Source organism: Streptomyces sp. NPDC050535, assembly GCF_044457665.1.
In the GTDB taxonomy this organism is placed as follows: Bacteria; Actinomycetota; Actinomycetes; order Streptomycetales; family Streptomycetaceae; genus Streptomyces.
In genome coordinates this window covers 60,100-78,562 of record NZ_JBITHE010000008.1, presented here as the reverse complement: position 1 = coordinate 78,562, position 18,463 = coordinate 60,100, and the positions used below count along the sequence as shown (strand labels likewise).

Here is an 18,463-nt window from a genome sequence, read left to right as displayed (position 1 = left end):
GTGATTAGTCCTCCCCCAGGATCTGCGGCACCTTGAAACGCTGCTGCTCCTGGGCCGGGGCGCCGGAGAGCGCCTGCTCGGGGGTGAGCGACGGACGGACCTCGTCCGCGCGCATGACGTTCGTCAGCGGCAGCGGGTGTGAGGTCGGCGGTACGTCTTGGTCGGCGACCTCGCTGACGCGGGCGACCGCGCCGATGATGTCGTCGAGCTGGCCGGCGAAGTGGTCGAGTTCTTCGCCCTTCAGCTCCAGACGCGCCAGCCGTGCGAGGTGGGCGACCTCCTCGCGCGTGATGCCAGGCATGCAGCGATCCTCTGGGGTGAGTGTGTGTGGTTTGGGTCCAATCCTATGGGGCGGGGGACGGTGCCCGCGCCCGGGTTCTTCCGGGGGCTCGCCCACCCGCGCACGGGCCCCCGCAGGGGCGCGGGGAACCACGCGCCCAGCCACGGACGGCCGCGCCGATGTGAACGACGGCGCGGGCCCCGGACGAACGGCCGCCAACGGCGAGGATCCCCCACCGGAGGGCCTGCTTGTCGCGTGACCGACACGGGGGGTGCGGGTGGGAGAGCACCCGCGGCGAGCCGCCTGCCGCTCCGCCTACCCGCCTACTCCGCCGCCGGCAACGCGGCCCGCGGCCGCTGCCATCCCCGGGATCCCCGCGCCAGCAGCCACGCCGTGGTGTCCTCCGGCGGCATCGCGGCGGCGACCAGCCAACCCTGCACCGCGTCACAGCCCATGTCGCGCAACCGCTCCCACGTCTCGTCGTCCTCCACACCCTCGGCGACGACGAGCAGCCCGAGCGAGTGCGCGAGATCGATGGTGCAGCGCACGATCTCCGCGTCCTCGTTGTCCACGGCGAGCTTCGCGACGAAGGAACGGTCGATCTTCAGCTCGCTGACCGGCAGCCGGCGCAGATGGACGAGCGAGGAGTACCCCGTGCCGAAGTCGTCCAGCGACATCTTCACCCCGTGCCCGGTCAGCGCGGCCAGTGTGTCCGCGGCCCGCTGCGGATCCTCGAGGAGCACATGCTCCGTGATCTCCAGCTGGAGCGACCCCGCGGGAACCCCGTGGCGGGCGAGCCGCGCGGCCACCGAGCCCGCGAACCCGGGAGTGTGGACGTCACGCGGCGAGACGTTCACCGCGACCGGCACGTGGAGTCCCTGCGCCCGCCATCGCGCGACCTGCGCGAGCGCCGTCTCCAGGACGTACTCCGTGAGGTGCGGCATCAGTCCGGACGACTCGGCGATGGCGATGAACTCGTCCGGCGCCACCCTCCCCCGCTCGGGGTGCACCCACCGCACGAGTGCCTCGAGTCCGGCCACCTGACCGTCGAACCTGACCTTCGGCTGGTAGTGCAACTCGACATCGCCGGTGTCCAGGGCCCGGCGGAGATCCCCCAGCAGACCCAGCCGGTCCGGGGTGTTCGAGTCCCGCTTGGACTCGTACACCTCCACGCCAGTCCGGTCCCGCTTCGCCTGGTACATGGCGACGTCCGCCCGCCGGAGCAGTCCCTCCGCGTCGAGCGCGTGGTCGGGGAAGACGGCGAGTCCGGCGCTGGCCTCCAGGACGAGCGAAAGCCCGTCCAGGTCGAGTGACGTGCCGAGCGCGGTGACGAGGCTGCGGGCGACGCGGGTGGCCGAGGTCGTGGAGTCGGCGATCGGCAGCAACACGGCGAACTCGTCGCCGCCCAGCCGCGCGGCCTCCGCCCCGCGCGGCAGGTTGAGTCGCAGCCGATCGGCTATCTGGAGGAGCAGCCGGTCTCCGGCGAGATGCCCGAGTGTGTCATTCACCGATCGGAAACGGTCCAGGTCGATCAGCATCAGCGCCGAACGCGCACCGATGCGCTCGGCGTCGTCCAGGGCCGTCCACGTACGTTCAAGCAGCCACTGCCGGTTGGGCAGTCCGGTCAGCGGGTCGCGCAACTGCTCCTCCGCCCGGGCGCGGGCGATCCACAGCGTGGAGTCGAGGGCGATCAGCGGGATCGAGAACAGCGGCAGCAGCATCGGCTGTGCGATCGCGACCACGCAGATCAGTGGCGTGATGCCGAGCAGTGCGATCGCGACCAGCCCCTGCCTGACCAGGGCCGTCCGCGCGACGGTCGCCAGGCTGCCGGCACGCGGCGCGTGGACGTACCAGAGCAGGGTGCGGGTGGCCGCGAGATACGCGGCGGCGACCAGGACCACCTGGGGGACGGCGGAGACGGTCCAGGTCTCCGGGTTCCAGGGCGTCTCGACGGAGGGCAGCCGGCCCCACGCCGCCAGGACGAGACCGCCCGCGCCGATGCCGAGGATGTCGACCGCGCCGTGCAGGATGCCCTGGCGCCAGCGGTTGCGGCGCGCCATGCCGACCAGGACGACGACGGTCAGGCTGACCATCTGGGCGGGCACCCAGCCGTACAGCAGCAGGACCGCGAGGGTGAGGGCGGCGCCGGAGCCGGTGCCGCCCCACCAGCGGGAGCGGCCGAGGGCGACGAGGTGGCCGACGATGACGCCGGTCAGCAGGGCGAGCGACCAGCCGACGGCGCCGGAGGGGAAGAGCGCGTGGTCCTCGCTGAACGACCGGTAGAACCCGGCGCCCAGGACGGACCCGGCCGCCGCGATGACCGCCGCGGGCAGCGCGAGCCAGGATATGGGCCGTTCGGGTTCGTGGCCGGCCATGCCGGGGCCGGGAGCGAGACCGGCGACCCGCACACCGCCGCCGACCGTCCGGGGCGCGGCCCCTGGGCGCTCCGAGGTCCGCGCCGTCCCGCGTCCTCCCCCGAGCCATGCGCCGGTCATCCGGCGCAGCCGTGAGTCAGGGGCGGCGCTCTCGGTCGGTTCCATTCGCGTCCCTCTCACAGCCGGCGGTGCCCACGCCACGCGGCCCGAGCCCGAAGACAACTGGCCACGTCCGCCGCGTCTGAAAACCATTCCCCGTCTCCCGAAGAGCAGGGGATGCGCCGACCGCGGCTGGGCACGGCAGGCGCACACCTCAACAGTAGGCCGCAGAAGGCTTCCACGGGCAGCGGTCGTCGACGGTTGCCCGAATGCGACCCGGCCACCCGTATGCATCTGATATGCGCCGAACGGGTGGCCTTCAACCGCTACTCCTCGATCGGAAGCGCGACTTCCGCCGCCGCGTCCGGCCCCTGTTCGAGCAGGACGGCGAAGCCGTCCTCGTTCAGAACGGGAACCTTCAGTTGCATGGCCTTGTCGTGCTTGGAGCCGGGATTCTCTCCCACAACGACGAAAGACGTCTTCTTCGAGACAGAACCGGTCACTTTCGCTCCGCGGCTCTGCAGGGCCTCTTTCGCGCCGTCCCGTGTGTGGTTCTCGAGCGTTCCGGTGACCACAACGGTCAGTCCTTCGAGCGGACGCGGCCCCTGGTCCTCGCCCGAGCCCTCCTCCTCCATGCGGACGCCGGCCGCGCGCCACTTGCGCAGGATCTCGCGGTGCCAGTCCTCCGCGAACCACTGCTTGAGAGAGGCCGCGATGATCGCGCCGACGCCGTCGGTCGCGGCGAGTTCCTCCTCGGTGGCCGCCTCGATCCGGTCGATCGAGCGGAACTCGCGGGCCAGGGCCTCGGCGGCGACCGGCCCGACATGACGGATCGACAGTCCCGTGAGCACGCGGGCAAGCGGGCGCTCCTTGGCCGCCGCGATGGTGTCCAGCATGGCGATCGCGTTCTTCTTCGGCTCGCCCTGCTGGTTGGCGAAGACCGTGGCGACCTTCTCCTCGCCCGTCTTCGGGTCGCGCTTGGGCAGTCCGCTGTCCTGGTCGAGGACGTACGCCTTGATGGGCAGCAGTCGCTCGATGGTGAGGTCGAAGAGGTCGCCCTCGTCCACGAGCGGCGGCTCGGCGGGCTCCAGCGGCTTGGTGAGCGCCGCGGCGGCGACGTACCCGAAGTGCTCGATGTCCAGCGCCTTGCGGCCCGCCAGATAGAAGAGCCGCTCCCGCAACTGGGCCGGGCAGGTACGGGCGTTCGGGCAGCGCAGGTCGATGTCGCCCTCCTTCATCGCCTTCAGCGGTGTCTCGCACTCCGGGCACTTGGCGGGCATCACGAACTCCCGCTCGCTGCCGTCGCGCAGGTCGACCACCGGGCCGAGGATCTCCGGGATGACGTCACCGGCCTTGCGCAGCACGACCGTGTCACCGATGAGGACGCCCTTGGACTTCACGACCTCCTGGTTGTGCAGGGTCGCGAACTCCACCTCGGACCCGGCGACCGTGACCGGCTCGACCTGCGCGTACGGCGTGACGCGGCCCGTGCGTCCGACGCCCACCCTGATGTTGATCAGCTTGGTGTTGACCTCCTCGGGCGCGTACTTCCAGGCGATCGCCCAGCGGGGCGCGCGCGAGGTGGAGCCGAGGCGGCCCTGGAGCGGGATCTCGTCGAGCTTGACGACCACGCCGTCGATCTCGTGCTCCACGGAGTGCCGGTTCTCGCCGTAGTTCGCGATGAACTCCCGTACGCCGTCGAGGTCGTCGACCACGCGCGCGTACCGCGTGGTCGACAGGCCCCACTCGTGGAGCAGGTCGTAGGCCTGCGAGAGGCGGCTGATGTCGAAGCCCGCGCGGGCGCCGATGCCGTGCACCACCATGTGCAGGGGGCGGCTCGCGGTGACGCGCGGGTCCTTCTGGCGCAGCGAACCGGCCGCCGCGTTGCGCGGGTTGGCGAAGGGCTTGTCGCCGGCCTCCACCAGGCGGGCGTTGAGCTCCTCGAACTTCTCCATCGGGAAGTAGACCTCGCCGCGGATCTCCACGAGGTCGGGGACGCGGTCGCCCGTCAGACGGTCCGGGATCTCCGCGATCGTACGGACGTTGGGCGTGATGTCCTCGCCCGTGCGGCCGTCGCCGCGGGTCGCCGCGCGGGTGAGACGGCCGTGCTCGTAGGTGAGGTTGACCGCGAGGCCGTCGACCTTCAGCTCGCACAGGAGGTGGTAGTCGGTGGTGCCCACGTCTCTCGCGACGCGCTCGGCCCAGGCCGCGAGCTCCAGGTCGTCGAAGGCGTTGTCGAGCGAGAGCATGCGCTCGCGGTGCTGGACGGACGTGAACTCGGTCTCGTACGCGCCCGCGACCTTCTGTGTCGGGGAGTCGGGGGTGCGCAGCTCGGGATACTCGTCCTCCAGGGCCTCCACGGATCGCAGGAGTTTGTCGAACTCCGCGTCGCTGACGACCGGCTGGTCCTTCACGTAGTACCGGAAGCGGTGCTCCTCGATCTGCTCGGCGAGCAGCGCGTGCTTCTCCCGCGCCTCGGCGGGTACCGATGTGGGCTCTGCGTGCATTTCGCCGGCCACCGTGTTGTCCTCCCGTTACTCAGGGTTGTCCGCGAGGGATCTCGCCGCCCGGACGCAATGAGCGAGCGTCCTGCGCGCGTGGTCGGGGGAAGCCCCCGCCAGCCCGCACGAGGGAGTGACCGTGACCGCCTCCGCGAGAAGCCCCGGATGCAGCCCCAGCCTGCGCCACAGCGTCCTGACACCCATGACGCTACCGGCAGGGTCGGACAATGGGCCGTCCACGCCGGGGACGACACCGGCGAAGAGCTGCGTCCCGCCTTCCACTGCTTCACCGATCGCATCGTCGTCACGCTCGGTGAGGAGCGAGAAGTCGAGGGAGATGCCCGCGGCGCCCGCCCGGCGCAGCAGGGCGAACGGCACGTCGGGTGCGCACGAGTGCACCACGACCGGGCCTTCGCCGTGCACCCCGATGACCTCGCGCAGGGTCGCCTCGGCCAACTGCCGGTCCACGGGCCGGTGGGTGCGGTAGCCGCTCGCGCTCCTCACGTGCCCGCGCAGGACGTTGATGAGTGACGGCTCGTCGAGCTGGAGGACCAGCCGCGCTCCCGGAAGGCGGCGCCGCAGGTCCTCGAGATGGACGCGCAGCCCTTCGGCGAGCGAACCGGCGAGATCCCGGCAGGCGCCGAGGTCTGACAGCGCCACCTCGCCGTTGCGCAACTCCAGCGCGGCGGCCAGCGTCCAGGGCCCCACGGCCTGCACCTTGAGCGGTCCCTCGTACCCCTGGAGGAACTCCTCGAGGGCGTCGAGGTCCTCCCCCAGCCAGGACCGCGCCCTGCGGGTGTCCCGCCCCGGCCGGTCCCCGACCCGCCAGCCGCTGGGCTCCACGCGCGCGTACATCTCGACGAGCATCCCGGCGGTCCGGCCGATCATGTCGGCGCCGGGCCCCCGCGCGGGCAGCTCGGGCAGATACGGAAAGTCCTCGACGGACCCGGTGACGGTCTTCGCGGCTTCCCGCGCGTCCCCTCCGGGCATGGATCCGATCCCGGTGGCGGGACCGAACCTGAACCTGCTGTTTTCGCTCACGCGGGAAGCCTACGGAATGGCTCCCGCGAGGTCAGCGCCCCGGTCGCACCGTCAGGTTGTTGACCTCCGCGTCCCTGGGCAGGTCGAGGGCCATCAGGATGGTCGTCGCGACGGACTCGGGGTCGATCCACTTCGCGGCGTCGTACGGCTTGCCCTCCTGCTGGTGGACCTTGGCCTGCATGGGGCTCGCGGTGCGGCCGGGGTAGACGGAGGTGACCCGGACGCCGTTGCCGTGCTCCTCGTGGCGGAGCGAGTCCGCGAGGGCCTTCAGACCGTGTTTGGAGGCGGCGTACGCGGACCAGTCGGCGCTCGCGTTGAGGCCGGCGCCGGAGTTGACGAACAGCACGTGGCCCTGGGAGACGCGGAGCTGGGGCAGGAAGTGGCGGGTCAGCTCGGCGGGGGCGATCAGGTTGACATTGAGCTGGTGGCGCCAGGACTTGGGGGTCAGCTCGCCCACCGGGCCGAGGTCGACCACACCGGCGATGTGCAGCAGCGAGTCGACCCGGTCGGGCAGCGTCTGGTGCGAGAACGCCCAGGACAGCTTGTCGGGGTCCGCGAGGTCGCCGACCAGGGTCGCCGCTCCGGGGAACTGTACGGCGAGCTCCTTCGCGCGGCCCGCGTCGCGCGCGTGCAGCACGATGTCGTCCCCGCGCGCGTGGAGGCGGCGGGCGACGGCCGCGCCGATGCCGGAGCCCGCCCCGGTGATCACATGGGTAGCCATGCCCGCCATGCTCGCATCACTGCCGGCCCTGGCTCTCCTCGAGGTAGGCGAGCGCCCCGACCGGCTCCTCGGCGAAGAACACCAGATCGGTGAGCGGACGCGGCAGGAAACCCTCGACGTCCATCCGCCGGAACTGCTCCTTGAGGCCGTCGTAGAAGCCCGCCGTGTTGAGCAGCACCACCGGCATCTCGGTCTTCCCGTGCTTCTTCAGCTCCAGGATCTCAGTCGCCTCGTCGAGGGTCCCGGTGCCACCCACCATGATCACCACCGCGTCGGCCTTCTCCAGGAGCAGCGCCTTGCGCTCGGCCAGGTCACGCGCGACGACCATCTCGTCGGCGTTCGGCCGCGCCTTCGACGCCAGGAAGTCCACGGAGACTCCGAGCAGCCGCCCGCCCGCCTCCTGCACGCCGTCGGCGACCACCTTCATGAGACCGACGTCCGAACCGCCCCACACCAGGGTGTGCCCACCCCTGCCGAGCAGTTCGGCGAACTCCCGCGCGGGGCCCGTATAGCGGTCGTCGAGGTCGGCGGCGGAGAGGAAGACGCAGATATTCATGCGTTCACGGTACGGGGGAAGAACTCCGGGCCCGCCGGTGCTTTCCTGGTATGGCTGAAGGACACACGATCACCATCGAGCAGGGCACGGAGCGCGTACGCGTCGTGCACGGCGACCAGGTCCTGGCGGAGAGCGACCGCCCCCTGTTGCTGCGCGAGACCGGCTGTCCCGTGCGCTACTACCTCCCACCGGAGGATGTCCGCCTCGATCTGCTGGCGGCTTCCGAGACCCACACGTACTGCCCCTTCAAGGGCAACGCGTCCTACTGGTCGCTCCCCGACGCGGCCGACCTGGTCTGGGGGTATCCCGACCCCAAGCCCGAGGTCGCCGAGATCAAGGACCACCTGTGCTTCTACGAAGTGGAGGTGGTGTGACCCGCTGAGGTCCGGACGCCGCTCCTGAGGGAGGTCTCCGGGAGCGGCGGACTTACCCGGGAGCGGCGGTCAGACAGAGGCCGTCGCGCGCGTGGTCGTCGCGATCGTCGCCGAGCCGACCACTCGGGTGCCGTCGTAGAGGACGACCGCCTGGCCGGGGGCGACACCGCGGACCGGCTCGGTGAAGGCGACCTCGAGGGTACCGTCGACGAGTTCAGCGGTGACCGTCGTCTCGCCGCCGTGGGCGCGGAGTTGGGCCGTGTAGGTGCCGGGGCCTGTCGGGGCGGTGCCGCACCAGCGGGGCTTGACCGCTGTCAGGCCGTTGACGTCCAGGGCGGCCGCCGGGCCGACCGTCACCGTGTTGTCGACCGGCGAGATGTCCAGGACGTAGCGCGGCTTGCCGTCGGGAGCCGGGGTGCCGATGCGGAGCCCCTTGCGCTGGCCGATCGTGTAGCCGAACGCGCCCTCGTGGGTGCCCAGCTTGGCGCCGGACTCGTCGACGATGTCGCCCTCGGCCTTGCCCAGGCGGTTCGCCAGGAAGCCCTGGGTGTCGCCGTCGGCGATGAAGCAGATGTCGTGGGAGTCCGGCTTCTTGGCGACGGCGAGGCCCCGGCGCTCGGCCTCCGCGCGGATCTCGTCCTTCGTGGTGACCGTGTCGCCGAGCGGGAACAGCGCGTGGGCGAGCTGGCGGTCGTCGAGCACTCCGAGGACGTACGACTGGTCCTTGGCCATGTCGGAGGCGCGGTGCAGCTCGCGCGTGCCGTCCTCGCGGACGATCACCTGCGCGTAGTGGCCCGTGCAGACCGCGTCGAAGCCGAGCGCGAGCGCCTTGTCGAGCAGCGCGGCGAACTTGATCTTCTCGTTGCAGCGCAGGCACGGGTTCGGGGTGCGCCCCGCCTCGTACTCGGCGACGAAGTCCTCGACCACGTCCTCGCGGAAGCGCTCGGCGAGGTCCCACACGTAGAAGGGGATGCCGATGACGTCGGCGGCGCGGCGGGCGTCGCGCGAGTCCTCGATGGTGCAGCAGCCACGCGCGCCGGTGCGGAACGACTGCGGGTTGGCGGAGAGCGCGAGGTGCACGCCCGTCACGTCGTGTCCTGCTTCCGCCGCGCGGGCGGCGGCAACGGCGGAGTCCACTCCGCCCGACATGGCGGCGAGTACGCGAAGGGTACGGGGGCGCTGCGAGGTCTCAGTCATAACCCCTCCAGGGTACGGGGCCGTGGGAACCGAAGCCCGCGAGTATCCGTTGAAGATCGCATGGGGGAGAAAAAGGCGGACGCGCGGACCGGGGCGAAGGGCTCCCGGGCCAGGGACGGTGACCGGCGGGTCGGGCGCCGGGCCCTGCTCATCGGCGGTGCGGCGGCCACCCTCGGCAGCGTCGTGCTCGCCCGGGACGAGCTCGCCCGCCTGTGGTGGCGGCTCCCGAGCGTGGAGAAGCCGCGCAAGGAGGGTGAGGTCGACTTCACGGGCGCCCAGTGGGTGGCGGCATCGTCGGCGAACTGGCGGCGCGCGGACCGGCCCGACGACTACGGGATAGACCGGGTGGTCATCCATGTCACCCAGGGCAGCTTCGCCAGCGCGGTGAAGGTCTTCCAGGACCCGGGGCACGGCGCCGCCGCGCACTACGTCGTCCGCCAGGACGGGCACATCGCCCAGATGATCCGCGAGCTGGACGTGGCGTTCCACGCGGGCAACCGGGCGTACAACGAACGCAGTGTCGGCATCGAGCACGAGGGCTTCGTGGACCGCCCGGAGGACCTGACGGACGCGATGTACGAGGCGTCGGCGCGGCTGACGGCCCGGATATGCGGACGGTACGACATCCCCGTCGACCGGGAGCACATCATCGGGCACGTCGAAGTGCCGGGCACCGATCACACGGATCCGGGACCGTACTGGGACTGGGACCGCTACATACCCCTTGTCCGGCGGGCGTTGACCGCCCAGAGCCGGGCGGCCGGGACCCCCGGCGTGACCCGGAGCCCCGCCGCGCCCCGGAGCCCCGCCGTGCCCGAGGCGTCCGCTAGCTGAGACCCGCCGTCCGCGCCCGTTCCACCGCGGGACCGATCGCGCGGGCCACCGCCTGGACGTCGGCCTCCGTGGAGGTGTGGCCGAGGGAGAAGCGCAGGGTGCCGCGGGCCAGGTCGGGATCGGTGCCGGTGGCCAGGAGGACGTGGCTGGGCTGGGCCACGCCCGCCGTGCACGCGGAGCCGGTGGAGCACTCGATGCCCTGCGCGTCCAGCAGGAGGAGCAGGGAGTCGCCCTCGCAGCCGGGGAAGGTGAAGTGCGCGTTGGCCGGCAGCCGTCCCCCGGGCGCCGGGTCGCCGCCGAGGATCGCGTCGGGCACCGCCTTGCGGACGGCCTCGACCAGGTCGTCGCGCAGGGCGCCGATCTCCCGGGCGAACCACTCGTGCTGGTCGGCGGCGAGCCGCCCGGCGACGGCGAAGGACGCGATCGCGGGCACGTCGAGGGTGCCGGAGCGGACATGGCGTTCCTGGCCGCCGCCGTGCAGGACGGGTACGGGGGTGTACTCACGGCCCAGCAGCAGCGCGCCGATGCCGTAAGGGCCGCCGATCTTGTGGCCGGACACCGTCATGGCGGCGAGGCCCGAGGCGCCGAAGTCGACCGGGACCTGACCGAAGGCCTGGACGGCGTCGGCGTGCAGCGGGATGCCGAACTCCGCGGCGACGTCGGCCAGTTCGCGGACCGGCAGGACGGTGCCGATCTCGTTGTTGGCCCACATGACCGTGGCGAGGGCGACGTCGTCGGGGTCGCGGGCGATGGCCTCGCGCAGCGCATCGGGGTGGACGCGGCCGTACGAGTCCACGGGGAGGTACTCCACGGTGGCGCCCTCGTGTTCGCCGAGCCAGTGCACGGCGTCGAGGACGGCGTGGTGTTCGACGGGGCTCACGAGGACGCGGGTGCGGGCGGGGTCGGCGTCGCGGCGGGCCCAGTACAGGCCCTTGACCGCGAGGTTGTCGGCCTCGGTGCCGCCGGAGGTGAAGACCACCTCGCTGGGGCGGGCGGCGAGGGCGTCCGCCAGCGTTTCGCGGGCTTCCTCGACGGTGCGCCGGGCGCGGCGGCCGGCGGCGTGCAGGGAGGAGGCGTTGCCCGTGACGCTCAGCTGGGCGGTCAGTGCCTCTACCGCCTCGGGGAGCATCGGGGTGGTCGCGGCGTGGTCGAGGTAAGCCATGGTGAGCCCGATTCTACGGGCCCGCTCACCGCTTCCTCCGCCCCCACCCGGGGGTGGACCCCGCTCCGGCCACCGCCCGGGGTCGCCTCACGCCCTAGAAGCTCCAGGACACCGTGCTGTCGAAGTGCATGAGGGCCACCAGGACGACCAGGTCCGCGACGCCCAGGCCAAGGCCCAGGAACGCGCGTCCCCGGCGGGCCGTGCCGCGGATCAGGGCCGTCGAGGCGAGGACGATCGCGATGGGGCCCAGGAAGACGTTGAGGACCAGCAGGCCGACCAGGCCGAGGACGAAGGAGGCGACGGCCATACCGTCGGCGTCCCGCCCGCCGGTCCTGCGGGCCGGCGCGGGCGTGCGCTCGGTGTGCTCGGTACGTTCCGCTTGCTCAGTACGTACCGCGTGCTCAGTACGTACTGCTCGCTCGGTGAATTCGGTGCGCTCAGCGAGTTCGGTGCGCTCGGTACGTTCGGTGAGTTCCATGATGTGAGTCCGCTCCCAACATTCAGTTGGTGGAGGTGCCGCGTCGGCGTGCGTGGTGCTCGCGTACCGCGAAGACGGCCAGCCAGACGCCGATGACGGCGGCGGCGACCAGGCTGACGGGCAGCGGCGCGTGGGCCACGGAACCCACGACGACACCGAACAGCAGGAGTGCGGCGACGAGGAACAGCATGAGTTGCCTCTCGTGAAAGTCTCGAAGTCCGGTCCCGGGACGCGGTGCGGGGTCTCGGCGGTGAGACCCGTCGCGTTTCCGGGACTTGACGACTCAGTGAACGGTTGTAGTAACACTTGTTCACTGACTCTCTAGTCTAGCCCGTCATCCGGCTTTCCAATCACAGAGAACAGTTGTTAACTGCATGGCATGAGTCACACCCTCGGCATCCGGCAGGTGCAGAAGCAGAAAACCCGACAGGCCCTGCTGGACGCGGCGTTGGGGCTGCTGGAGGAGCAGAGCCTGAGCAGCCTGGGCCTGCGTGAGGTCACCCGCGCCGTCGGCGTCGCTCCGACCGCCTTCTACCGGCACTTCCGCTCGACGGCGGATCTCGGGGTGGCGCTCGTCGAGGAGGCGCTGGGCAGCCTGCACCCGATGATCGGGGACACGGTGTCCGCGGCCGGCGACAGCGACGAACGCATCACCCGCGCCGTCGATCTGATCGCCCGCCACGTGGCGGCCCATCCCGCGCACGTCCGCTTCATCGCGCGCGAGCGACACGGCGGCGTACAGCCGGTGCGCAAGGAGATCAGCGAGCAACTCGCCCGGTTCGCCGAGGAAGTGAAGACCGAGCTGGCCAAGCACCCCGAGTCCGCGGGGTGGAGCGACGACGACCTGCTCATGCTCGCGGGCCTGTACGTCGACCAGATGCTGATGACGGCCTCGCTGTTCCTGGAGGCGCAGGAGTCCTCCGCGCAGGAGCGGGACCGGGTGGCCCGCGTGGCGGCCCGCCAGATGCGGCTGATCAGCATCGGCCGCCGCAACTGGCTGGGGTGACACACCCGTTCACCGGATGCGTCACCCCACCGTCGAACCAGCGGGCGCGTGCGGCGGAGAGACGCGCAAGGTCAGCCGGTCGGCTGCGCCTGACCCCCCTGGCCGCCGCCCTGACCGCCGCCGAACCCGCCGCATCCGCCGCCCGCCCCGCCTCCGGCCCCGCCGCTCGGCATACCGGACGGCCTGCCCGAGCCGGCCGCACCCGAGGGCATCCCGGAGGGAGCGCCGGAAGGGGCGCCTGAAGGCATGCCGGACCCCGCCGCACCGCTGGGCCGCCCGGACGGGCCCCCACTCGGCATGCCCGAAGGCCTGGCACACTCCGTCTGACCGGAGGTGTCGCTGTTCGAGGTGGACGAGTCGCCCGAGCCACAGGCCGCCAGCAGCGGCGCCAGGGCGAGCAGTGCGACAGCGGGGACGAGTCGTGCGCGACGGTTCATGTGGGTAACTCCCAGTCAAGTCCCGGGCCCGGTTGATGAATGCCGGATGAGTACGGGATGAGTGGGGGCCAGAGCACCAGATCCAGGTAGGTCCGCGCTGTGCCGAAGCTATGGCTGGCTGTGGATCACACGGAGCCGCGGGGAAATGCCGGGTCAGGGCGCGAGCGCTGTACCCGAACCGTGACATCGGGACCGCCTGCCGCTCCACCACCCGGCGCCGCAACTCCTCCCGGGCGCGGACGAGTTCGACACCCGGGAGGAGGCTCGACCGTTCAGCCGATTCCAGTACCCCGCCGGAGGCTCAACCGTTCAGCCGATCCGCACCCGCGCGAGCTGCCGGGACTGCGCGACCAGCCGGTCGGCGCTGTCCCACACCTCGGCGTCCTCCTCCAGGAAGCCGCCGGCCAGGTTACGGGTGGTGATCGACACCCGGAGCGGGCCGGGCGCCGGGCGGGAGCGGACGTGCACCGTCAGTTCGACGGTCGGCACCCAGCCGGAGAGGCCGAGTTCGAAGGCGGTCGGCGGCAGCGCGTCGACCGCGAGGAGCAGCGAGAGCGGATCCGCGTCACGACCGTCGGCCAGCCCGAACCAGGCCCGCATCTCGCCCTTCCCGGACGGCGATCCGAGCGCCCAGCCCAGGGTCGCGGGGTCGAGCTTGAGCATCAGCCGGTCGGCGATCGCCGAGCTGCCGGGCACCGGATCCGGCGCGTCCTGGGGACCGAAACACTGGTCCATGGGCGGCAGCGCGGGCGGTTCCGCAGTCGTACGGACGTCTTCGGGCAGCGCGTCGAGATCGCCGTACGAGGCGAGGACGCGGATCCGTTCGACCTCACGGCCCTCGTCGTCGTACTGGAAGAGGGACGCCTGGCCGGTGGAGAGGGTCCGGCCGGTGCGTACGACCTCCGTGCGGACGACCGCGGGTCCGGGCTGGGACGCGGTCAGGTAGTGCGCGGAGATCGTGAACGGGTCGGCGTGCGGCAGGGCGTCCGCGAGGGCGCGGCCCAGCACGGCGAGCAGATAGCCGCCGTTGACGGCGCTGATGATCGTCCAACCGGCGGACAGGCCGATGTCGTAGACGCCGGGTTCGCGCCGGGTGACGGCGGTGTCGCGGTCAAACTCGCTGTCGCCGATGGTGGCCCGTACGGCCCCTACCGAAGCTGCTTCTGGCATGGCTGAACGGTACAACAGGAAATTACTAAGCGGTAGCTTTGGGTGTTTCGGGCGGGTGAATCCGCCCGTGCCGGGTCGGCGCTCACGGAGTCTCCGGCTCGGTCACCGTCGAGCGCCGGTGCCACGCGCGCGGCGCCCGCCAGTGGAAGCGCATCGCCAGCAGCCGCAGTACGAAGGCGGTGACGACCGCGAGCCCGCTCGTGAACGGGGTGAGCATGTCGTAGCGGATGCACACGACGACCATCGCGGCACCGACCATCGCCGGCACCGCGTACAGGTCGCGGTCCCAACGCAGCAGCGAGGGCACCTCGTTGGCGAGGACGTCGCGCAGCACGCCGCCGCCGACCGCGGTGGCGAGGCCGAGGGCGGCCGACTGGGTCAGGCCGAGCCCGTACTCGTACGCCTTCGTCGTGCCGGCCACGCAGAAGAGGCCGAGCCCCGCCGCGTCGAAGACGTTGACGGCGACCTGGGTCCGCTCCACCTGCGGGTGGAGGAAGAAGACGAGCAGGGCGGCGAGCAGCGGGGTGCTGAAGTAGCCGAGGTCGGTGAACGCGGCCGGGGGCACCGCGCCGATGATCAGGTCGCGGAACAGCCCTCCGCCCAGCGCGGTGACCTCGGCGAGTACGGCGATGCCGAAGACGTCGAAGTTCTTGCGGACGGCCAGCAGGGCGCCGGAGATCGCGAAGACGAAGATCCCCACGAGGTCGAGGACATGCTGGACGGAGGGGGTGAACAGTTCCTGGAGCACCCGACATTTTTACCCGCGCGAAGGGGAGAGCGCTCGTGCGCTCTCCCCTTCGCGGTGGTTCGGCCCTGCTTGGGCGGCTAGTCCTTGGGCCCCTTGGGGTCCTTGGACTCGCTGCCCTCAGGTGCGGCCTCCTCGGAGGCAGCCTCCGGGGCCGGCACCGGAGCCGAAGCCGAAGCCGACGGCAGCGGCGCGGGCGCCGGTGAGGCCGCGGACGCGACCTCCGCCGGAGCCTCCCCCGACACCTCGGCGGACTCGACCGCGGGGACGAGCTCGACCGTCTCCAGGGCCACCTTGGCCGCCGAGAGCAGCACCGTGTCCTGCGGCGCCTGGTCGCTCGCGTTCTCCGGGTGGTGGCAGGCCACCTGCTGGCCGGGCTTCAGCTCGATGAGCGGCGGCTCGGTCGTCCTGCAGATCTCCGTGGCCTTCCAGCACCGCGTGTGGAAGCGGCAGCCGCTCGGCGGCGAGATCGGCGAAGGCACGTCGCCCTTGAGCAGGATGCGCTCGCTCTTGGCGCCCCGGCGCTTGGGGTCCGGGACGGGCACCGCGGACATCAGGGCCTTGGTGTACGGGTGCATCGGCGCCTCGTACAGCGAGGTGCGGTCGGCGAGTTCGACGATCTTGCCGAGGTACATCACCGCGATGCGGTCCGAGACATGGCGTACGACGGAGAGGTCGTGCGCGATGATCACGTACGTCAGGCCGAGCTCCGTCTGGAGGTCGTCCATCAGGTTCACGACCTGCGCCTGGATCGACACGTCGAGGGCCGAGACCGGCTCGTCCGCCACGACCAGCTTCGGCTTCAGGGCGAGCGCGCGGGCGATGCCGATGCGCTGGCGCTGGCCGCCGGAGAACTCGTGCGGATAGCGGTTGAAGTGCTCGGGGCTGAGGCCCACCAGCTCGAGGAGCCGCTGGACCTCCCTCTTCACGCCGCCCTCGGGCTCCACTCTCTGGAGCCGGAAGGGCGCCGAGACGATCGAGCCGATGGTGTGCCGCGGGTTCAGCGAACCGTAGGGGTCCTGGAAGATCATCTGGATGTCCCGGCGCAGCGGGCGCATCCCTCCCGCGCCGAGCCGGGTGATGTCCTTGCCCTCGAACTCGATGCTGCCCTCGGTCGGGTCCTGGAGCCGGGTGATGACCCGGCCCATGGTCGACTTGCCGCAGCCGGACTCGCCGACCACGCCCAGCGTCTCGCCCTTGCGCACCTCGAAGTCGATGCCGTCGACCGCCTTGACGGCCGCGACCTGGCGCTGGAGGACGCCCTTCCGGATGGGGAAGTGCTTCTTCAGCCCCTGTACCCTGAGCAGCACCTCACGGTCGTCGGAGGCCGCTGCCTGCTGCGGGATCACCGCCGCCTCGGCGGCGTCACTCTTCTTCGTCTCACTCACAGCTTCGGCGCAATCTCTTCGGTCCAGATCCGCGTGCGGTCCTCCGGCGAGAGGTGACAGGCGGAGTAGTGCCCGCTGCCGACCAGTTGCAGTTCGGGGCGCACGGTACGGGTGACGTTGCCCTTCGGGAGGTCGGCGTACGGGCAGCGCGGGTGGAAGGCGCAGCCCGAGGGGATGTTGATGAGGCTCGGCGGCTGGCCCTTGACGGGGATGAGCCGCTCGGACGTCTCGCGGTCGATACGCGGCATCGAGCCGAGCAGACCCCAGGTGTAGGGGTGCTGCGGCTGCTCGAAGATCATGTCGACGGGACCGCGCTCCGCGCACCGGCCGCCGTACATCACCAGCACGTCGTCGGCGATCTCGGCGACCACACCCAGGTCGTGGGTGATGAGGACGACGGCGGAGCCGAACTCCTTCTGCAGATCGCGGATGAGGTCGAGGATCTGCGCCTGGACGGTGACGTCGAGGGCGGTCGTCGGCTCGTCCGCGATTAGCAGTTCGGGGTTGTTCACAAGTGCCATGGCGATCATCGCGCGCTGGCGCATACCGCCGGAGAACTCGTGCGGGTAGCTGTCGACACGCTTGCCGGGCTCGGGGATGCCGACCCGGTCGAGCATCTCGATGGCCCGCCGGCGCGCGGTCTTCTTGTCGACCTTGTGGTGGACGCGGTACGCCTCCACGATCTGGTTGCCGATCGTGTAGTACGGGTGCATCGCGGAGAGCGGGTCCTGGAAGATCATCGACATCTCGCGGCCGCGGAGCTTGCGCACCTCGTCCGGGTCGGCGCCGACCAGTTCCTTGCCGTCGAGCCAGATCTCGCCGGACATCTGGACGTGCTTGCCGCCCGCGCCCAGCCGGTGCAGGCCCATGATCGCCAGCGAGGTGACGGACTTCCCGGAGCCCGACTCGCCCACGATGGAGAGGGTCTTGCCCTTCTCCAGCGAGAAGCTGAGCCCGTCGACGGACTTGACCACGCCGTCGTCGGTCGGGAAGTGCACCTTGAGGTCGCGTACTTCGAGGAAGGCGCTCGGCGCGTCGGAGCGCGCGGTGACGGGTTCGCCTACTGCGGCGCCGGTCTTGGACAGTTCGGTCACGAGAGCCTCACCCGCGGGTCGGCGGCTGCGTAGAGCAGGTCCACCAGAAGATTTGCGATCACGACGAAGAGGGCGGCGATCAGAGTGACACCGAGGATCTTGGGCAGGTCGTTGTCGGTGATGCCCTGTACCGCGTACTGGCCGATGCCGGGCAGCGAGAACACGTACTCGGTGATCACGGCTCCGCCGAGCAGCAGACCGAGGTCCATGCCGAAGATGGTGATGATCGGCGTCAGCGCGGCCCGCAGCCCGTGCCGCACCACGACCTTGCTCTCACGCAGACCCTTGGCGCGGGCCGTACGGATGTAGTCCTCGTTCATCGTCTCCAGCATGCCCGAGCGGGTGAGCCGCGCGTAGATGGCGGAGTAGAGGAGTGCGAGCGAGCACCACGCGGGGAAGAGGGTGTTGGCCCACTCCGCAGGATTCTCGGTGAACGGGACGTACGTTTGGCCGAAGATCGGCCACTGGAAGGTGAAGAGCAGCAGCGCCAGGTTGCCCGTGAAGAACATGGGCAGCGAGACACCGGCGAGGGCGATGCCCATGAAGGTGCGGTCGAGGAACGAGCGCGGCTTGAGCGCGGAGACCACACCGGCCGTGACACCGGACACCAGCCAGAGCACGGCGGCACCGGCGGCCAGCGAGGCCGTCACCGGAATGCGGGAGGTCAGCTCCGGCCAGACCGCCTGGTGGGTCTTGAAGGAGTAGCCGAAGCACGGCGCGTCGCAGTGCGCCGTGGTGGGGCCGAGGTCATAGGTGGCCCCGACCACGATCCCCTTGATGAAATGCCAGAACTGGGCGTAAAGGGGCTGGTCCAGTCCGAGGTTGTGCTTGACCGCGGCGATATCGGCCGCCGACGGGTTCTTCCCGATGTACTGCTGGGCCAGCGAGTCGGCGGTCTGACCGGCGAACCGCGGCAGTACGAAGAAGATGGCGAAGGTGACCGCAGTGACGACCAGCAGCAGGATCACTGCGGCGGCCATCCGGCGGAGGATGTACGAGATCACG

Annotated in this window: 18 protein-coding genes; 3 read left to right on the top strand and 15 right to left on the bottom strand. The window is 70.9% G+C overall.

Going from position 1 to position 18,463, the window contains the following annotated elements; translation table 11 throughout:
- Positions 1-4: 4 nt before the first annotated feature.
- The 6 genes from gatC to ACIBLC_RS19615 all read right to left on the bottom strand — a co-directional run bounded on the left by gatC (position 5) and on the right by ACIBLC_RS19615 (position 7,573).
- Positions 5-301 carry an Asp-tRNA(Asn)/Glu-tRNA(Gln) amidotransferase subunit GatC gene (gatC, locus tag ACIBLC_RS19640; RefSeq protein WP_015036350.1) on the bottom strand — a complete coding sequence of 99 codons (297 nt, stop codon included), beginning with the start codon at positions 299-301 and terminating at the stop codon, positions 5-7.
- 302 nt (positions 302-603) lie between these two features.
- On the bottom strand, positions 604-2,820 hold the full coding sequence (locus ACIBLC_RS19635) for a putative bifunctional diguanylate cyclase/phosphodiesterase (RefSeq protein WP_399212273.1): 2,217 nt from the start codon (positions 2,818-2,820) through the stop codon (positions 604-606).
- A 260-nt stretch (positions 2,821-3,080) separates the two neighbouring features.
- Positions 3,081-5,273: an NAD-dependent DNA ligase LigA gene (ligA, locus tag ACIBLC_RS19630; RefSeq protein WP_399212272.1), complete on the bottom strand. Its 2,193-nt coding sequence runs from the start codon at positions 5,271-5,273 to the stop codon at positions 3,081-3,083.
- A 15-nt stretch (positions 5,274-5,288) separates the two neighbouring features.
- A complete protein-coding gene (locus ACIBLC_RS19625; protein WP_399212271.1) occupies positions 5,289-6,296 on the bottom strand; it encodes a methionine synthase in 1,008 nt (335 codons plus the stop codon).
- Positions 6,297-6,327: 31 nt separating this feature from the next.
- The gene (locus tag ACIBLC_RS19620) at positions 6,328-7,017 is read right to left on the bottom strand and encodes an SDR family oxidoreductase (protein WP_399212270.1); all 690 of its coding nucleotides are present in this window, start codon (positions 7,015-7,017) and stop codon (positions 6,328-6,330) included.
- A gap of 16 nt (positions 7,018-7,033) precedes the next feature.
- Positions 7,034-7,573, bottom strand: a complete 540-nt coding sequence (locus ACIBLC_RS19615) for a TIGR00730 family Rossman fold protein (protein WP_399212269.1) — start codon at positions 7,571-7,573, stop codon at positions 7,034-7,036.
- A 50-nt stretch (positions 7,574-7,623) separates the two neighbouring features.
- Between ACIBLC_RS19615 and ACIBLC_RS19610 the strand changes: the two genes are divergently transcribed.
- Positions 7,624-7,947, top strand: coding sequence for a DUF427 domain-containing protein (locus tag ACIBLC_RS19610; RefSeq protein ID WP_387180785.1), 324 nt, complete (start codon positions 7,624-7,626; stop codon positions 7,945-7,947).
- 69 nt (positions 7,948-8,016) lie between these two features.
- On the opposite strand, the gene mnmA is transcribed toward ACIBLC_RS19610, so the two are convergent.
- Positions 8,017-9,144 carry a tRNA 2-thiouridine(34) synthase MnmA gene (mnmA, locus tag ACIBLC_RS19605; protein ID WP_399212268.1) on the bottom strand — a complete coding sequence of 376 codons (1,128 nt, stop codon included), beginning with the start codon at positions 9,142-9,144 and terminating at the stop codon, positions 8,017-8,019.
- A 60-nt stretch (positions 9,145-9,204) separates the two neighbouring features.
- Between mnmA and ACIBLC_RS19600 the strand changes: the two genes are divergently transcribed.
- Positions 9,205-9,978 carry an N-acetylmuramoyl-L-alanine amidase gene (locus tag ACIBLC_RS19600; protein WP_399212267.1) on the top strand — a complete coding sequence of 258 codons (774 nt, stop codon included), beginning with the start codon at positions 9,205-9,207 and terminating at the stop codon, positions 9,976-9,978.
- Here ACIBLC_RS19600 and ACIBLC_RS19595 read toward each other — a convergent pair.
- The 3 genes from ACIBLC_RS19595 to ACIBLC_RS19585 all read right to left on the bottom strand — a co-directional run bounded on the left by ACIBLC_RS19595 (position 9,971) and on the right by ACIBLC_RS19585 (position 11,808).
- Positions 9,971-11,140, bottom strand: a complete 1,170-nt coding sequence (locus tag ACIBLC_RS19595; protein ID WP_399212266.1) for a cysteine desulfurase family protein — start codon at positions 11,138-11,140, stop codon at positions 9,971-9,973. The two genes, ACIBLC_RS19600 and ACIBLC_RS19595, sit on opposite strands and share 8 nt — an antisense overlap.
- A 94-nt stretch (positions 11,141-11,234) precedes the next feature.
- On the bottom strand, positions 11,235-11,447 hold the full coding sequence (locus tag ACIBLC_RS19590; protein ID WP_399212507.1) for a DUF4190 domain-containing protein: 213 nt from the start codon (positions 11,445-11,447) through the stop codon (positions 11,235-11,237).
- A gap of 193 nt (positions 11,448-11,640) precedes the next feature.
- Entirely contained in the window at positions 11,641-11,808 is a 168-nt protein-coding gene (locus ACIBLC_RS19585) for a hypothetical protein (RefSeq protein ID WP_399212264.1), read from the bottom strand.
- A gap of 189 nt (positions 11,809-11,997) precedes the next feature.
- On the opposite strand from ACIBLC_RS19585, the gene ACIBLC_RS19580 reads away from it, so the two are divergent.
- The gene (locus ACIBLC_RS19580) at positions 11,998-12,624 is read left to right on the top strand and encodes a TetR family transcriptional regulator (protein WP_399212263.1); all 627 of its coding nucleotides are present in this window, start codon (positions 11,998-12,000) and stop codon (positions 12,622-12,624) included.
- Between the two features lie 746 nt (positions 12,625-13,370).
- On the opposite strand, the gene ACIBLC_RS19575 is transcribed toward ACIBLC_RS19580, so the two are convergent.
- From ACIBLC_RS19575 to ACIBLC_RS19555, 5 genes are all read right to left on the bottom strand, one after another.
- Entirely contained in the window at positions 13,371-14,231 is an 861-nt protein-coding gene (locus ACIBLC_RS19575; RefSeq protein ID WP_399212262.1) for a thioesterase family protein, read from the bottom strand.
- 82 nt (positions 14,232-14,313) lie between these two features.
- Complete coding sequence (locus tag ACIBLC_RS19570; protein WP_399212261.1) at positions 14,314-14,979, bottom strand: trimeric intracellular cation channel family protein; 666 nt, start codon at positions 14,977-14,979, stop codon at positions 14,314-14,316.
- Between the two features lie 77 nt (positions 14,980-15,056).
- Positions 15,057-16,364 (bottom strand): ABC transporter ATP-binding protein, encoded by a 1,308-nt coding sequence (locus tag ACIBLC_RS19565; protein ID WP_399212260.1) that lies wholly within the window; start codon positions 16,362-16,364, stop codon positions 15,057-15,059.
- Entirely contained in the window at positions 16,361-17,458 is a 1,098-nt protein-coding gene (locus ACIBLC_RS19560) for an ABC transporter ATP-binding protein (protein ID WP_399212259.1), read from the bottom strand. Before ACIBLC_RS19560 ends, ACIBLC_RS19565 begins: the two co-directional genes overlap by 4 nt.
- On the bottom strand, positions 17,455-18,462 hold the full coding sequence (locus ACIBLC_RS19555; protein ID WP_365429249.1) for an ABC transporter permease: 1,008 nt from the start codon (positions 18,460-18,462) through the stop codon (positions 17,455-17,457). Before ACIBLC_RS19555 ends, ACIBLC_RS19560 begins: the two co-directional genes overlap by 4 nt.
- Between the last annotated feature and the right edge of the window lies 1 nt (position 18,463).

Bases quoted from the DNA above. Each gene is read 5' to 3' on its own strand.
- ACIBLC_RS19580 (WP_399212263.1), top strand. From the start codon at position 11,998: ATGAGTCACACCCTCGGCATCCGGCAGGTGCAGAAGCAGAAAACCCGA.
- gatC (WP_015036350.1), bottom strand. From the start codon at position 301: ATGCCTGGCATCACGCGCGAGGAGGTCGCCCACCTCGCACGGCTGGCG.
- ACIBLC_RS19610 (WP_387180785.1), top strand. From the start codon at position 7,624: ATGGCTGAAGGACACACGATCACCATCGAGCAGGGCACGGAGCGCGTA.
- ACIBLC_RS19620 (WP_399212270.1), bottom strand. From the start codon at position 7,017: ATGGCTACCCATGTGATCACCGGGGCGGGCTCCGGCATCGGCGCGGCC.
- ACIBLC_RS19590 (WP_399212507.1), bottom strand. From the start codon at position 11,447: ATGGCCGTCGCCTCCTTCGTCCTCGGCCTGGTCGGCCTGCTGGTCCTC.
- ACIBLC_RS19635 (WP_399212273.1), bottom strand. From the start codon at position 2,820: ATGGAACCGACCGAGAGCGCCGCCCCTGACTCACGGCTGCGCCGGATG.
- ACIBLC_RS19575 (WP_399212262.1), bottom strand. From the start codon at position 14,231: ATGCCAGAAGCAGCTTCGGTAGGGGCCGTACGGGCCACCATCGGCGAC.
- ACIBLC_RS19600 (WP_399212267.1), top strand. From the start codon at position 9,205: ATGGGGGAGAAAAAGGCGGACGCGCGGACCGGGGCGAAGGGCTCCCGG.
- mnmA (WP_399212268.1), bottom strand. From the start codon at position 9,144: ATGACTGAGACCTCGCAGCGCCCCCGTACCCTTCGCGTACTCGCCGCC.
- ACIBLC_RS19585 (WP_399212264.1), bottom strand. From the start codon at position 11,808: ATGCTGTTCCTCGTCGCCGCACTCCTGCTGTTCGGTGTCGTCGTGGGT.
- ACIBLC_RS19615 (WP_399212269.1), bottom strand. From the start codon at position 7,573: ATGAATATCTGCGTCTTCCTCTCCGCCGCCGACCTCGACGACCGCTAT.
- ACIBLC_RS19595 (WP_399212266.1), bottom strand. From the start codon at position 11,140: ATGGCTTACCTCGACCACGCCGCGACCACCCCGATGCTCCCCGAGGCG.